This window comes from Alistipes putredinis DSM 17216, assembly GCF_000154465.1.
GTDB classification, from domain to species: domain Bacteria; phylum Bacteroidota; class Bacteroidia; order Bacteroidales; family Rikenellaceae; genus Alistipes; species Alistipes putredinis.
In genome coordinates, this window is record NZ_DS499580.1 from 295,396 (window position 1) to 310,543 (window position 15,148).

The window sequence follows — 15,148 nt, forward strand, 5'->3', positions numbered from 1 at the left end:
TAAGATAATGAAGAGTTACCGTATTTTCGTTGAGAAATACCCCGAATTCCGGGTCGAGGCCGAGAGCCTGCTCCGCGACCTGAATGCCAACCTGAATCTTTCGCTCGACGGCCTGCGGCTGCTGAACGTGTACGACCTGTTCGGTTTTTCGGACGAATTGCTGGAGAAGAGCCGTTACAGGGTCTTCGGCGAGGTGGTTACCGATGCCGTGACGGATTCGTGCGATCTGGGCGGCAACAGCTTTCTGGCTGTGGAGTGCCTGCCCGGACAGTTCGACCAGCGAGCGGCTTCGGCCGTGGACTGCGTGCGGTTGATCGATCCTTCGGCCGAGGTGAAGATCAAGAGTTCGAAGCTGCTGATCTTCCCTTCGAAACTTCCCAAGGAGACGATGGAGCGTATTCGTCGCTATTATATCAATGCCGTGGAGTCGCGCGAGAAGGATTTGCGGGTCCTGGACGATTTGGAAAGCGCCCCCGTGAAACCGGTGCCGGTATTGGACGGGTTCCGGGAGATGGAAGATGCGGAACTCGATGCCTACTGCAAGAAGAACGGTCTGGCGATGAATGCCGACGACCTGCGCGAAGTGGTCGAATATTTCCGGAGAGAGGGTCGCGATCCGTTCGAAACCGAGCTGCGGATTCTCGATACGTACTGGAGCGACCATTGCCGTCATACGACCTTCACGACCGAGCTGGAGAACATTACGGTCGAGGAGTCGTTCGTGAAAGACGAGATCGAAGGCACGCTGGCGCTTTACCTGAAAATCCGCCGCGAACTGGGGCGCGAGGGCAAGAGCATCTGCCTGATGGACCTGGCGACGATCGGTGCCCGTTACCTGCGCAGCAAGGGACTGCTCGACGACCTGGAGGTGAGCGAGGAGAACAACGCATGCAGCGTTTTCGTCGATGTGGACGTCGATGACCGGACCGAGAAATGGCTCCTGCAATTCAAGAACGAAACCCATAACCACCCGACCGAGATCGAACCTTTCGGCGGAGCTTCGACCTGCCTGGGCGGTGCCATCCGCGATCCGTTGTCGGGTCGCAGCTACGTCTATCAGGCGATGCGTGTGACGGGTGCGGGAAATATCTATCAACCCGTAAGCGAAACGCTGCCCGGCAAATTGCCCCAGCGCGTCATCAGCCTCAAGGCCGCTGCCGGTTATTCGAGCTACGGCAATCAGATCGGACTGGCCACGACCCACGTCCGCGAGGTGTATCATCCCGACTATGTGGCCAAACGCCTGGAGGTCGGTGCCGTGGTCGGTGCCGTGAAAGCCGAAAACGTGCGCCGGGAGTCCCCCGTGCCGGGCGATGTGGTCCTGCTGCTCGGCGGCCGCACGGGCCGCGACGGTGTCGGCGGTGCGACGGGTTCGTCGAAAGAGCATACCGACAAGTCGCTCGAAATGTGCGGCAGTGAGGTGCAGAAGGGCAACGCCCCCGAAGAGCGCAAGCTGGAGCGGTTGTTCCGCCGTCCGGAAGTGACGCGCCTGATCAAGAAGTCGAACGACTTCGGTGCGGGCGGTGTGAGCGTAGCCATCGGCGAGCTGACCGACGGCCTGGATATTTACCTCGATCGCGTGCCGACCAAGTACAGCGGTCTGAATGCGACGGAGCTGGCGATCAGCGAGTCGCAGGAGCGTATGGCCGTTGTGATCGAAGCGAGTGCCGAAGAGGAGTTCAAGCGCTACTGCGCCGAGGAGAATATCGAAGTGACCCATGTGGCGGACGTGACGGACTCGCGCCGTATGCGGATGTACAACAAGGGCAAATTAGTGGTCGATCTTTCGCGCGAGTTCATCGACAGCGCAGGGGCCAAGCACTATGCCCAGGCCGCGATCGGTGCGGTCGAGGAACGCGATCCTTTCCGCCGCGAGGTGAAGGGCGGTACGCTGCGCGAAAAGATGCTTGCGAACCTGGCGGACGACAATGTCCTCTCGCAGAAGGGGCTGATCGAGATGTTCGATTCTACGATCGGCGCTTCGACCGTGCTGCTGCCTTTCGGCGGTCGTACGCAACGTTCGGAAACACAAGTGTCGGTGCAGAAGTTGCCGACGGACGGATATACCGATACGGCCAGCATTATGGCCTTCGGCTACAACCCTTTCCTGGCGTCGTGGAGTCCCTACCACGGTGCGGCCTATGCCGTCGTGGACGCTGCGGCCAAAGTCGTGGCGGCGGGTGCCCGCTACGATAAGATGCGCTATTCCTATCAGGAGTATTTCGAGCGCATGACCAAGTCGCCCCGTACGTGGGGCAAGCCGCTCGGGGCGCTGCTCGGTGCCCTGAAGATGCAGGTCGAGCTGGGACTGCCCTCGATCGGCGGCAAGGACTCGATGAGCGGTACCTTCGAGCAGATCAACGTCCCGCCTATGCTGATGGCCTTCGGTATTACGACTGTCGATGCCGGACGCGTCATCTCGACCGATTTCAAGAAGGCGGGCCATTCGATTTACCTAGTGCGTCATACCCCGCTCGAAAACCATATGCCCGATACCGGGGCGTTGAAGCGGAATTTCGATTTCGTAAGTTCGGCTATCGAGTCCGGCAAGATCGTTTCGGGCTATGCCGTCGGCTTCGGCGGTGTGGCGGAAGCGCTGGCCAAGATGTCTTTCGGCAACGGCATCGGTGCCGATGTCGAGGTGGATGAAGCGACGTTGTTCGACAACTCTTACGGTTCGATCGTGGTGGAGAGCACCGAGCCGCTCGATTTCCCGGCCGCCGAGTTGCTGGGACATACCGAGGCGGAGGAATCGCTCACGATCAACGGCGAAAAAATGCCGCTCGAAGAGCTTTACCGGGCCAATACCGAACGCTTTGCGACGGTTTATCCCGATAAGGGAATCAACCATGCGCCGGTCATGGAGGCGATGCCGGCTCTCCGCAGCTTCACCTATCCGGGCGAGGCGGTCGAGCGTCCGGTGGTTTTCATCCCCGTATTCCCGGGCAGCAACTGCGACTACGACACCGCGAAGGCCTTCCGCCGGGCGGGTGCCGAAGTGCGCAGCGAGGTGTTCTGCAACCTGACGGCGGAGGCTATTTTCGACTCGATCCGCCGGATGAAGGAGGCGATCGCTGCGTGCCATATCTTCGTGCTCTGCGGCGGCTTCTCGGCGGGCGACGAGCCGGACGGCAGCGGTAAATTCATTGCCAATGTGCTGAACAACAAGGATATTTCGGAGGAAATACATCGTCTGCTCGACCGGGGCGGCCTGATTCTGGGCATCTGCAACGGCTTCCAGGCGCTGGTCAAGTCGGGCCTGCTGCCCTACGGACGGCTGGGCCTGGTGACCAAAGAGTCGCCGACGCTCTTCCGCAACGACATCAACCGTCATGTGTCGCAGATTGTTTCGACCCGCGTGGCGACGACCAACTCCCCGTGGCTGTCGAGTTTCTCGGTGGGCGATATCCATTCGATCGCCGTGAGCCACGGCGAGGGCAAGTTCGTCGTGAACGAGCCTCTGGCCCGCGAGCTGTTCGAGAACGGGCAGGTGGCGTTCCAGTATGTCGATGCCGAAGGCCGCGTGACGGCCGAAGCCCCGTACAATCCCAACGGATCGTATTATGCGATCGAGGGTATCGTGAGCCGCGACGGGCAGATACTCGGTAAGATGGGCCATACGGAGCGTTACGGGGAGAACCTCTTTAAGAACATCGCCGGAGAGAAGGTGCAGGACATCTTCACGAATGCGGTGAACTATTTCCGGAAAACAAAATAACAATTATAAAATACCAACCACTATGCAACAAGGCGAAATGCTTTACGAGGGTAAGGCCAAACAGGTTTTCCTGACGGACGATCCGGATATGATCCTGATTCACTACAAGGATGCGGCGACGGCGTTCAACAACATCAAAAAGGCCACGATCGAGAACAAGGGCGTGCTGAACAACCGGATCTCGACCCTGATCTTCGAATATCTCAACAAGCAGGGGATCAAGACTCACTACGTGAAGACCCTGAACGACCGCGACCAGTTGTGCCGCCGTGTGCGGATCATTCCGCTGGAGGTGATCGTCCGCAACGTCATCGCCGGCTCGATGGCCCAGCGTCTGGGTATCGAGGAGGGAACGAAGCCTTCGAACGTGATTTTCGACATCTGTTACAAGAACGACGAGCTGGGCGATCCGCTGATCAACGATCATCATGCGGTGGCGCTGGGTGTCGTAACCTATGACGAGTTGAAACAGATTTATGCCATGACCGCCCGGATCAACGAGGTGCTCAAGGAGCTTTTCGCCAAGATGAATATCAACCTGATCGACTTCAAGATCGAGTTCGGCCGCACGTCGGACGGCGAGATCGTTCTGGCGGACGAGGTGTCGCCCGATACCTGCCGGCTGTGGGATATGGCTACCAACGAGAAGCTCGACAAGGATCGCTTCCGTCGTGACTTGGGTAAGGTGCGCGAGGCTTACGAGGAGATCCTGGCCCGTCTGGAAAAAGTAATCAAATAAGTTCCGATGCACAAAGAGAGCATAATGCAGCCGATCTGCGACCGGGAGCTGCACGAGGAGTGCGGCGTTTTCGGCGTCGTGGGAGTGCCCGACGCAGCTAACCTGACCTACTACGGCCTTCATTCCCTGCAACATCGCGGGCAGGAAGGGTGCGGTATCGTAAGCGTTTCGAAGGAAGGGGCGATGCGGCGTGTTCGGGGCGAAGGACTTGTTACGGAGGTGTTCAACGAAGCCAAGCTGGCAAACCTTGCGGGCGATATGGCCATCGGTCATGTCCGTTATTCGACGGCCGGTGGCGGCGGGACGGAGAATATACAGCCTTTTCTGTTCCATCATAACACGGGTGATTTCGCATTGGCCCACAACGGGAATATCGTCAATGCGGATCTGCTGCGCAACTACCTGGAGAACAAGGGCAGTCTTTTCCAGTCCACTTCGGACAGCGAAGTGTTCGCCCATCTTATCAAAAAGGAGGTACGCAACCACAACCGGCCCCGTATCTATTCGATCATCGAGGCGCTCAATATGCTCGAAGGAGCGTTCGCGTTTCTGGTGATGACGGCTAACCGCATCTATGCCTGCCGTGACAAACACGGTCTGCGGCCCCTTTCGATCGGCAAGTTGGGAGACGGCTATGTCGTCAGCAGCGAAACCTGTGCTTTCGAGGTGGTGGGTGCCGAATTCGTGCGTGACGTAGAGCCCGGCGAGATCGTTACGATCGATCGGCACGGCATCCGCAGCAGCGACTATTCGATGTTCAAGCGCCATATGATGTGTGCGATGGAGTATATCTATTTCGCCCGCCCGGACAGCGACATCGAGGGCCGTAACGTGCACGCCTTCCGCAAGGAGTCGGGACGCTTGCTCTACAAGGAGGCGCCGGCAGACGCGGACATCGTGGTCGGAGTGCCCGATTCGAGTTTGAGCGCTGCCATGGGATACGCCGAAGCGAGCGGTCTTCCCTACGAGATGGGACTTATCAAGAACAAATACATCGGCCGCACCTTCATCCAGCCGTCGCAGTCGATGCGTGAGAAGGGCGTGCGGATGAAACTTTCGTCGGTGAGCGGTATCGTTTCGGGGCAGCGTGTGGTGCTGATTGACGATTCGATCGTGCGCGGTACCACCTCCCGGCGCATTGTGCGTCTGTTGCGTGAGGCGGGGGCCACGGAAGTTCATGTCCGCATCGCCAGCCCTCCGTTCAAGAATCCCTGTTTTTACGGTGTTGATACTTCGACGTACGAGGAGCTGCTGTGCGCCCGCATGTCGGTTCCGGAGGCGTGCGAGTATATCGGAGCCGATTCGCTGGCTTACCTCTCGCCCGATGCCTTGCTGAAGGCGGGCAATCGCTGCGAGTTGTGCATGGCCTGCTTCACGGGCAATTATCCGACGTCGCTTTACGGGACGATCGAGGAGGCGAACAAAAAAGAAAAATGTTAAACAAACCGCTTCGTTTTCGATCTGCGGTGTCAGGGAAGAACCTGTCCTGCATGCGTATTTCGAAAACATCGGGTGGAAATATTCAGGAAACAGCTAAAACCAACTATTGTTATGGCGGAAAGTTATGAAAAGGCCGGTGTGAACCTCGAGGCCGGATACGAAGTGGTGCGCCGCATCAAGAAACACGTGGCTTCGACCTCGCGGTTGGGCGTGATGGGTAACATCGGCGCCTTCGGCGGAATGTTCGATCTCTCGGCGCTTAATGTCAAGGAGCCGGTGCTCGTGAGCGGTACCGACGGCGTGGGAACCAAGCTCAAGCTGGCTTTCGAGATGGATAAGCACGACACGATCGGCATCGACGCCGTGGCTATGTGCGTGAACGACGTGCTGGCGCAGGGGGCCGAGCCGCTCTTCTTCCTGGATTATGTAGCCGTGGGGCACAACGAGCCTGCGAAGATCGAAGCGATCGTGGCGGGTGTGGCCGAAGGCTGCCGTCAGGCCGGCTGTGCACTCATCGGCGGCGAAACGGCCGAGATGCCGGGCATGTATGCCGGCGGCGAGTACGATATTGCGGGCTTCACGTGCGGCGTGGTCGAGAAGTCGCGCCTGATCGACGGTACGAAGGTGCGTGTGGGCGACGTGTTGGTGGGTATCGCGTCGAGCGGTGTCCATTCGAACGGTTTCAGCCTTGTGCGTAAGGTGGTTGCCGATGCAGGACTGGATCTTCGCAAGGCTTATCCCGAATTGGACGGCCGTGTGTTGGGCGAGGTGCTCCTGACGCCGACCAAAATTTACGTGAAACAGGTGCTCGAAGTGATCCGAGCCTGTAACGTGCACGGCATCAGTCATATCACGGGCGGCGGTTTCGACGAGAATATTCCCCGCATCCTGAGCGAGGGCCAGGGTATCGAGATTCACGAGGGGACGTGGGAGATCCTGCCCGTGTTCCGCCTGTTGGAGAAATACGGCAAGATCGCTCACCGCGAGATGTTCAATATCTTCAACATGGGTATCGGTATGGTGATCGCGGTTTCGCAGGATGAGGCTTCCGAAGTGATTGCCATTTTGGAGAAACAGGGCGAGAAAGCTTCGGTGATCGGCCGGGCGACGGATCGTCCGGGCGTGGAAATCCGATAGGGCGATGAAGACGATCGCAGTATTCGCCAGCGGAAACGGCTCCAACTTCGAAGCATTGGCTGCGGCTTGTGCCGATGGGCGCATTGCGGCCCGCATCGCCCTCATGGTCTGCGACAAGCCGGGGGCTTTCGTGAACGAGCGGGCTGCCCGTTACGGTATTCCGACTTTTACGTTCAACCCCAAAGAGTACCCTTCGAAAGCCGACTACGAACGGGAGATCGTCCGCAGGCTTCGGGCCGAAAGGGTCGAGCTGATCTGTCTGGCGGGGTATATGCGCATCCTTTCCGATGTGGTGCTGGAGGCGTACCGCGACCGGATCGTCAATATTCATCCCTCGCTGTTGCCTGCGTTCAAGGGGGCGCATGCCATTGCCGATGCCTTTGCTTACGGCGTCAAGGTCTTCGGCGTGACGATCCACTATGTGAACGGAGAGCTCGACGGGGGCCGGATCATCGCCCAGCGGGCTTTCGAGTATCTGGGGAGCGATCCGGAAGAGCTGGAAGCCCGGGTGCATGCCGTCGAACATCCGCTGTATGTGGAAACGGTGGCAAAGTTGGTTGCGGAGCAATAGGATCGCGGGAACGTCGCGGTTTAGTGCGGATTCGGACCTGGAAACACATCGTCGGATACCGTGAATAACGGCGACCGCGAGTCGAAAACGATAAAACTACGTATATATTAACGCGATCATATCCTTTAGTGTACCTCTTTGGAAATGCAGCGACCCGAGTCCCTTTCGAGAAAGGATTAGGGGAAGGCGGAGTGGTAAATGCGGTCATTGGACCGCGAATAAGCGACTCTCGGATTCGGTGTTGAGATCGTCGGAAATGGTATATTGAAAGATATGATTGCCTATATAAATTAGCAATATGAGAGCATTAATCAGTGTGAGCGATAAGACCGGCGTGGTGGAGTTCGCGCGCGGACTTCGAGAGCTCGGCTGGCAGGTGATCGCCACCGGCGGTACGATGAAACTGTTGGCTGAAAGCGGCGTGGAGGTGATCAACATCAGCGATGTGACGGGGTTCCCGGAGATCTGCGACGGACGTGTCAAGACGCTCCATCCCAAGGTGCACGGCGGCCTGCTGGCTCGCCGCGACGATCCGAACCACCTGAAAGCGTTGCGGGAGAACGGCATCGAGTTCATCGACATGGTGTGCGTGAATCTCTATCCCTTCCGTCAGACGATCGCCCGCGAAGGGGTGACGATGGACGAGGCGATCGAGAATATCGACATCGGCGGACCTTCGATGTTGCGCAGTGCGGCCAAGAACTACAAGGACGTGACCGTAGTGTGCGACCCGGCGGATTATGACACGATCCTTGCGGAGATTAGGGGATACGGCAATACGACTCCCCGATTGCGGTTGCAGCTCTCGGCCAAGGCATATACCCATACCGCCGAGTACGATGCGATGATCGCTACGTACATGCGTGAAAAAGCGGGGCTCGACGAGAAGTTGTTCCTGGAGTTCGATCTGGTTCAGCCGCTCCGCTACGGCGAGAATCCGCACCAGCAGGCCAAGTTCTACCGCAGCGGCGAACGGGTGCCCTATTCGCTGGCCTATGCCCGGCAGCTCAATGGCAAGGAGATGTCCTACAATAACATACAGGATGCCAACGCAGCCCTTGCGATCGTGCGGGAGTTCGATGAGCCGTTCTGCGTGGGACTCAAACATATGAATCCCTGCGGTGCTGCGGTGGGGCGGGATGCGGCGGATGCCTGGACGAAGGCTTACGAGGCCGACAAAGTGTCGATTTTCGGCGGTATCGTCGCCCTGAACCGACCTGTGACCCGTGAGGCGGCCGAATTGATGAAGCCGATTTTTCTGGAGATCATCATGGCCCCTTCGTTTACGCCCGAAGCCCTCGAAGTGCTCTCGACGAAGAAGAATCTGCGTCTGCTCGAAGTTCCGATGGAGAAGAGCGATGCGAAGCAGCGCCAGTTGGTGAGTGTGACGGGAGGATTGCTGGTGCAGGACCTCGACCTCGAAACACGTCCCGTGACGGCGGATATGTGCGTGACGGAGAAGCGGCCGACGGAAAGGCAGCTCGCCGATCTCGATTTCGGCTGGCGTATTGTCAAGCATGTGAAGTCGAACGCTATCGTAGTGGTGAAGGACGGTCGTACGCTGGGTGTCGGAGCGGGGCAGATGAATCGCATCGGCTCGGCGGAACTCGCGCTCAAGCAGGCCCATGCCCAGGGTGTGACCGAAGGGCTGGTACTGGCTTCGGACGGCTTTTTCCCCTTCGACGACTGCGTGAGCCTGGCGGCTGCGAGCGGCGTCGAGGCGATCGTGCAGCCGGGAGGCAGCGTCCGGGACGAGGATTCGATCCGGAAGGCCAATGAATCGGGTATTCCGATGTTGTTTACCGGGATGCGTCATTTCAAACATTAAACTGCGGATTTCGTGTCCGTCGGTCGGATTATTTTTTATGGACGATTTCCGAGCCGCTCTTTGCGGAAAGTGCGGTCGGGAATAAACGATAGGTTATGAAAGTTTTAGTCGTAGGCGGCGGTGGCCGCGAACATGCCGTCGTCGATGCGTTGTCGCGTTCGCCGCAGGTTTCGAAGATATATTGCGCTCCCGGCAATGCGGGTATCGCTCGTCAGGCCGAGTGTGTGCCGGTCAAGGATACCGATGTCGAGGGATTGCTTTCCCTTGCTCGTGAAAAAGAGATCGACCTCACGGTGGTAGGACCCGAAGCGGCGCTCGTGGCCGGTATCGTCGATCGCTTCCGTGAGGAGGGACTTCGTATTTTCGGCCCGACGAAGGCGGCGGCCCGCATCGAGTCGAGCAAGGAGTTTGCAAAAGATCTGATGGGGCGGTACGGTATTCCGACGGCCGGTTACCGGGCGTTCGACGATTACCGGAAGGCTTCGGAGTACGTTCGTTCGCGCCCTCTGCCCGCCGTCCTGAAATACGATGGTCTGGCTGCGGGAAAGGGTGTCGTTATCGCCCGGACGATGGAGGAGGCCGATGCCGCGTTGCGCGACATGTTGCTGGACGACAAGTTCGGCAAGGGACGTGTGGTCGTGGAGGATTTTCTGACCGGACCCGAATTTTCGTTCATGTGTTTCGTGTCGGGGCGCAAGGTGCTGCCGATGGTGCTGGCGCAGGATCACAAACGGGCGTTCGACGGCGATGAAGGTCCCAATACGGGCGGTATGGGAGCATACTCCCCGCTGCCGTTCATTACTCCGGAAGACGAGGCTTTCGCATTGGAAAAGGTGATGCAGCGCACGGCCGACGCTCTCTGCGACGAGGGATGTCCTTTCACGGGCGTGCTTTACGGCGGTTTGATGAAGACCCCGCAGGGAATCCGCGTGATCGAGTTCAACGCCCGTTTCGGCGATCCCGAAACCGAAGTGGTGCTGCCCCGCCTGAAGAGCGACATTTACGATATTTTCAGCGCCGTAGCCGACGGACGGGATCCGGGCGAGGCCGAGTGGCACGACTTTGCGACTCTGGGGATCGTGCTGGCATCGAAAGGATATCCCGGCTCCTATGAGAAGGGGTATGAAATTACGGGAACGGAGCAGGTGGACGGCGTAGTGTACCATATGGGCACGGCGATAAAAGAGGGGCGGCTCGTTACCTCGGGCGGCCGGGTGATGATCGTCGTCTGCCGGAGTGCCGACCCGGAGCAGGCCAGGTGCCGGGCGCTCGAGGAGGTCCGGAAAATCGGTTGCGAGAATCTTTTCTATCGATCCGATATCGGTATGAAGGCTCTTTCGTTTTTAGTGAAAAAATAGTTATATTTGTCCTTCGAATCCCTGGATGGGACGGATAAGCAATCTTTAAAATCAAAACAATATATGGTAATCAGCGGAAAAGAATTAGCGGCGGCTTGCAAGGCCAAGATGGCCGAGCAGGTGAAGACATTCCCGGAGAAATACGGCCGGCTGCCCCATTTGGTAGTGGTGCTGGTCGGTGAGGATGCGGGCAGCGTATCCTATGTGACGGGTAAGACGAAGGCTGCCGACGAGGTCGGTATCCTGAATACGACGATTCGCAAGCCGGCGGACATTTCGGAGGAGGAGTTGCTGAAAATTATCGACGACCTCAATGCCGACGATACGGTGGACGGAATTTTGATCCAGCTGCCGCTGCCGAAACATATCGATTCGGATAAGGTGATCGCACGGATTCGTCAAGAGAAGGATGTGGATGGCTTCCACCCCCTCAATGTGGCGGCTCTCTGGCAGAAACAGCCCTGCGTGCTGCCCTGTACGCCGAAGGGTATCATGAAGCTCCTGAAGGATTCGGGCGTGGAGCTGGCCGGACGCAAAGCCGTTGTGATCGGCCGCAGTACGATCGTGGGGCTTCCCGTTGCCAAGCTGTTGCTCGATGAGAATGCTACGGTGACCATTACTCACAGCCGGACGAAGAACCTGGCGGATGTGACACGCGAAGCGGAGATTCTGGTCGTGGCGATCGGCCGTCCGAAGTTCGTTACGGCGGATATGGTGGGCGACGGTGCCGTGGTGATCGACGTGGGTGTCAATCGTGATCCCGAAACGGGGAAATTGTGCGGCGACGTCGATTTCGAGGCTTGCGAGCCGAAGGCTTCGCTGATCACGAAAGTGCCCGGCGGGGTAGGTCCGATGACGATCGCTTGTCTGATCGAGAATACGATCGAGGCATTCCTCAAAAAAGTTGCGAAATAGATTCCGGGTATCTGTGCAATCGTGCCGAATGAGGACGGATTGCCTTGATGCGGATTATATCTCGATATCAGGAGCAGACGCAAGGAAAAACCTTGCGTCTGCTTTTTTATTTGTTTCACAAGGGCTGAACTGCCTGTTTTTTGTGAATATGTGGGAGGGGAGAGGTCTGGTCGGGCGGGTTTCAGAGGATTCGCACCGGCCATAAAAAATAAGGGAGGATTCATTGCGAATCTTCCCTTATTTTGAAGAGCAAGTCCCCGGACTTACTTTTTCATCGTCTTCAGTTTCTCTGTCAGGATCGGAACGACCTTGTGCACGTCGCATACGATACCCACGTCGGCGACGTTGAAGATCGGAGCGAATTTATCCTTGTTCACGGCGATGATGAAGTCCGACTCCTCCATACCGGCCAGGTGCTGGATCGCACCCGAGATACCCATGGCGAAGTAGAGATCCGGACGAACCGTTTTACCGGTCTGTCCGACCTGTCGCTCGTGTGCGAGAATACCTGCATCGACCATCGCACGCGAAGCCGATACTTCGGCACCGAGCACGTCGGCAAGCTCGCGCAGGGTCTGGAACCCTTCTGCCGTGCCGACACCGCGGCCGCCCGAAACGAGTACTTTGGCCTCCGTAATGTCGATCATATTCTTCTGTTCCTTGACCGTTTCCAGAATCCGTACGCGGAACTTCGATTTGTCGAAATTGATTTTTACATCCTCGACCTTTCCTTTGCGGGTCGGATCGGCCGCTTTGGCACGCATCACACCGGGGCGTACCGTGGACATCTGGGGACGATGTTCCTTGCAGATGATCGTTGCCATCAGGTTACCGCCGAAGGCAGGACGCGTCATCAGCAGGTCGCCGTCTTCCGAAATGTCGAGTCCGGTACAGTCGGCGGTAAGTCCCGTGCCGATGCGTGCCGAAAGACGCGGACCGAGGTCGCGGCCGATGCTGGTGGCACCGATCAGCAGAATGCTGGGCTTGCGCTCGTGGATTACCTGGGTGATGGCCTGTGCGTAAGGCTCGGTGGTGTACTGGGCGAGTTCGTCGGCTTCGATCGAAAGGACCACGTCGGCTCCGGCTGCGATCAGCTCGTCGGCCTTGTCTTTGACTCCTTTGCCGAGCAGCAGGGCGATTACCTGCTCATGGAGTGCGTCGGCCAGTTCGCGGGCTTTTCCCAGAAGTTCGAGAGCGACGTTCTGAACGACTCCGTCACGCTGTTCGACGAACACGTAAACGTTTTTATATTGAGATTTATCCATCTTGGTAAGTAACTGTGTTTTTTATGAACGTTTTCAGCGGGCTGGACCGAAAGGATTCGGCTTTTGCCGGGTGCAGAAAACGACTGTTGTAAATGAACGATCGGTAATTTACAGCTTCGCAGTTGCCGGGGCCGATCAGATTATGAATTTTTCTTGCAACTTCTCGACGATCAGATCGGCTGCTTCGGCCGGCTCCAGCTCGAAGACCTTACCTGCGGATTTCGCACCCTTCGTGAAGGATTTGAAGACGCGGGTCGGCGAACCGTTGAGGCCGAGTTTCGACTCTTCGACGGAGATGTTGTCGAAACCCCAGACTTCCACCTGCTTGTCGTATGCCTCCACGATGCCGCGTACCGACATATAACGGGGCCGGTTGGCCGAAGAGAGTACGGTTACCACGCACGGGGTTTCCACCTCGAGCAACTGATACCCCTCTTCCGTCCATTTCTTGACGACGAGCCGGTTTCCTCCTTCGTATTTAATGCCTTCGAGGTAGGTCACCTGCGGCAGACCGAGGTGTTCGGCGATCTGCGGGCCTACCTGGGCCGTGTCGCCGTCGATAGCCTGACGACCGGTAATTACCAGGTCGAACTCCAGCATGCGGAGAGCACCGGCGATAGCGTTCGAAGTCGCCAGCGTATCGGCACCGGCGAATTTGCGGTCGCTCAGATGAATCGCACGGTCGGCACCCATTGCGAAGGCTTCGCGCAGGATGTCGTCGGCCTGCGGAGGACCCATCGTGATAACGGTGACGTGTGCGCCGTACTGGTCTTTCAGCTCCAGAGCCATTTCGAGTCCGGCCTTGTCGTCGGGGTTCATGATGCTGGGCACACCGTCGCGGATCAGCGTTCCCGTAACGGGATCGAGGCGGATTTCCGTCGTATCGGGAACCTGTTTTATACAAACTACAATTTTCATTCGAATATCTGTTTTTTATTGTTTTTACTTTATGTGTCCTTGCGAGGGGAGTACGACCGGCTTCGGGGTTTATTCCGGAACCGGATGCACGGTCGCCCGCCGCTATTTCAACAGTGCCGACGAAATCACCATCCGCTGTACTTCGGAAGTACCTTCGTAAATCTCGGTGATCTTGGCATCGCGCATCATGCGCTCAACGGGGTATTCGCGCGTGTAGCCGTATCCGCCGTGGAATTGCACGGCCTTGGTCGTCACTTCCATTGCGGTTTCCGCTGCAAAGAGCTTGGCCCGGGCGGCATCGACCGAGAATGGGAGCTTCTGGTCTTTCTTGAAGGCTGCTGCACGTACCAGCAGGCGGGCAGCTTCGATTTTGGTATCCAGGTCTGCCAGTTGGAACTGGGTGTTCTGGAACTGTCCGATCGTCCGTCCGAACTGTTTGCGCTCCTTGACGTATTTCACGGTTTCGTCCATCGCCCCCTGCGCGATGCCGAGGGCTTGCGAAGCGATACCGACGCGGCCGCCATCGAGGGTCTTCATAGCGATGCTGAAGCCCTTGCCGACCTTGCCGAGCAGATTCTCCTTGGGAACGATGCAGTTCTCGAAAATCAGCTCGCAGGTCGCCGAACCGCGGATACCCATCTTCTTCTCTTTCTTGCCGATCGAGAAACCGGGGAAGTCGCGCTCGACAATGAATGCCGAGATACCGCGCGTACCCTGCGACTTGTCGGTCATCGCCATCACGATATAAACGTGTGCGTAAGCGGCGTTGGTGATGAAGATTTTGTTGCCGTTCAGGATATAGTGGTCGCCTGCATCGACTGCCGTGGTCTGCTGTGCCGCAGCATCCGTACCGGCGTTGGGCTCCGTGAGGCCGAAAGCGCCGAGCCATTCGCCCGAGCAGAGCTTGGGCAGGTATTTCATTTTCTGTTCTTCGGTACCGTGCTCATAAATCGGAGCGGCGCAGAGCGACGTGTGTGCCGATACGACCACGCCCGTAGTGGCGCATACGCGCGACAGCTCTTCGACGGCCATCGAATAAAGGATGTTGTTGCCGCCTGCACCGCCGTAGTTGACGGGGAAGGGAATACCGAAGATTCCCAGTTTTGCCATTTTCTCTACGGTTTCCACAGGGAAACGTTCCTCTTCGTCGATTTCGGCAGCCAGAGGTTTCACCTCGTTTTCGGCAAATTCGCGGATCATTTGCCGGAACAGCTGCTCGGTTTTGGTCAATTCGAAATTCATTTTATAAGTATGGTTTT

The 15,148-nt window shown here is 57.7% G+C and carries 11 protein-coding genes; 8 read left to right on the top strand and 3 right to left on the bottom strand.

Annotated features, from left to right (window positions below):
* Nucleotides 1-7: 7 nt before the first annotated feature.
* The 8 genes from ALIPUT_RS10190 to ALIPUT_RS10225 all read left to right on the top strand — a co-directional run bounded on the left by ALIPUT_RS10190 (nt 8) and on the right by ALIPUT_RS10225 (nt 11,706).
* A complete protein-coding gene (locus tag ALIPUT_RS10190) occupies nt 8-3,718 on the top strand; it encodes a phosphoribosylformylglycinamidine synthase (RefSeq protein ID WP_004329849.1) in 3,711 nt (1,236 codons plus the stop codon).
* 22 nt (nt 3,719-3,740) lie between these two features.
* On the top strand, nt 3,741-4,457 hold the full coding sequence (purC, locus tag ALIPUT_RS10195) for a phosphoribosylaminoimidazolesuccinocarboxamide synthase (RefSeq protein WP_004329850.1): 717 nt from the start codon (nt 3,741-3,743) through the stop codon (nt 4,455-4,457).
* A gap of 6 nt (nt 4,458-4,463) precedes the next feature.
* Nucleotides 4,464-5,897 (top strand): amidophosphoribosyltransferase, encoded by a 1,434-nt coding sequence (purF, locus tag ALIPUT_RS10200; RefSeq protein WP_004329851.1) that lies wholly within the window; start codon nt 4,464-4,466, stop codon nt 5,895-5,897.
* Between the two features lie 111 nt (nt 5,898-6,008).
* Complete coding sequence (purM, locus tag ALIPUT_RS10205) at nt 6,009-7,034, top strand: phosphoribosylformylglycinamidine cyclo-ligase (protein WP_040293807.1); 1,026 nt, start codon at nt 6,009-6,011, stop codon at nt 7,032-7,034.
* Between the two features lie 4 nt (nt 7,035-7,038).
* Nucleotides 7,039-7,605 (top strand): phosphoribosylglycinamide formyltransferase, encoded by a 567-nt coding sequence (purN, locus tag ALIPUT_RS10210; RefSeq protein WP_004329853.1) that lies wholly within the window; start codon nt 7,039-7,041, stop codon nt 7,603-7,605.
* A gap of 298 nt (nt 7,606-7,903) precedes the next feature.
* Nucleotides 7,904-9,433 carry a bifunctional phosphoribosylaminoimidazolecarboxamide formyltransferase/IMP cyclohydrolase gene (gene purH / locus ALIPUT_RS10215; RefSeq protein ID WP_004329854.1) on the top strand — a complete coding sequence of 510 codons (1,530 nt, stop codon included), beginning with the start codon at nt 7,904-7,906 and terminating at the stop codon, nt 9,431-9,433.
* Nucleotides 9,434-9,528: 95 nt separating this feature from the next.
* The gene (gene purD, locus ALIPUT_RS10220; RefSeq protein ID WP_004329855.1) at nt 9,529-10,791 is read left to right on the top strand and encodes a phosphoribosylamine--glycine ligase; all 1,263 of its coding nucleotides are present in this window, start codon (nt 9,529-9,531) and stop codon (nt 10,789-10,791) included.
* Between the two features lie 63 nt (nt 10,792-10,854).
* Nucleotides 10,855-11,706: a bifunctional 5,10-methylenetetrahydrofolate dehydrogenase/5,10-methenyltetrahydrofolate cyclohydrolase gene (locus ALIPUT_RS10225; protein ID WP_004329856.1), complete on the top strand. Its 852-nt coding sequence runs from the start codon at nt 10,855-10,857 to the stop codon at nt 11,704-11,706.
* Nucleotides 11,707-11,969: 263 nt separating this feature from the next.
* On the opposite strand, the gene ALIPUT_RS10230 is transcribed toward ALIPUT_RS10225, so the two are convergent.
* The 3 genes from ALIPUT_RS10230 to ALIPUT_RS10240 all read right to left on the bottom strand — a co-directional run bounded on the left by ALIPUT_RS10230 (nt 11,970) and on the right by ALIPUT_RS10240 (nt 15,131).
* Nucleotides 11,970-12,971 (bottom strand): electron transfer flavoprotein subunit alpha/FixB family protein, encoded by a 1,002-nt coding sequence (locus tag ALIPUT_RS10230; protein WP_004329857.1) that lies wholly within the window; start codon nt 12,969-12,971, stop codon nt 11,970-11,972.
* Nucleotides 12,972-13,106: 135 nt separating this feature from the next.
* Nucleotides 13,107-13,889 (bottom strand): electron transfer flavoprotein subunit beta/FixA family protein, encoded by a 783-nt coding sequence (locus ALIPUT_RS10235; RefSeq protein ID WP_004329858.1) that lies wholly within the window; start codon nt 13,887-13,889, stop codon nt 13,107-13,109.
* A gap of 102 nt (nt 13,890-13,991) precedes the next feature.
* Nucleotides 13,992-15,131, bottom strand: coding sequence for an acyl-CoA dehydrogenase (locus tag ALIPUT_RS10240; protein WP_004329859.1), 1,140 nt, complete (start codon nt 15,129-15,131; stop codon nt 13,992-13,994).
* Between the last annotated feature and the right edge of the window lie 17 nt (nt 15,132-15,148).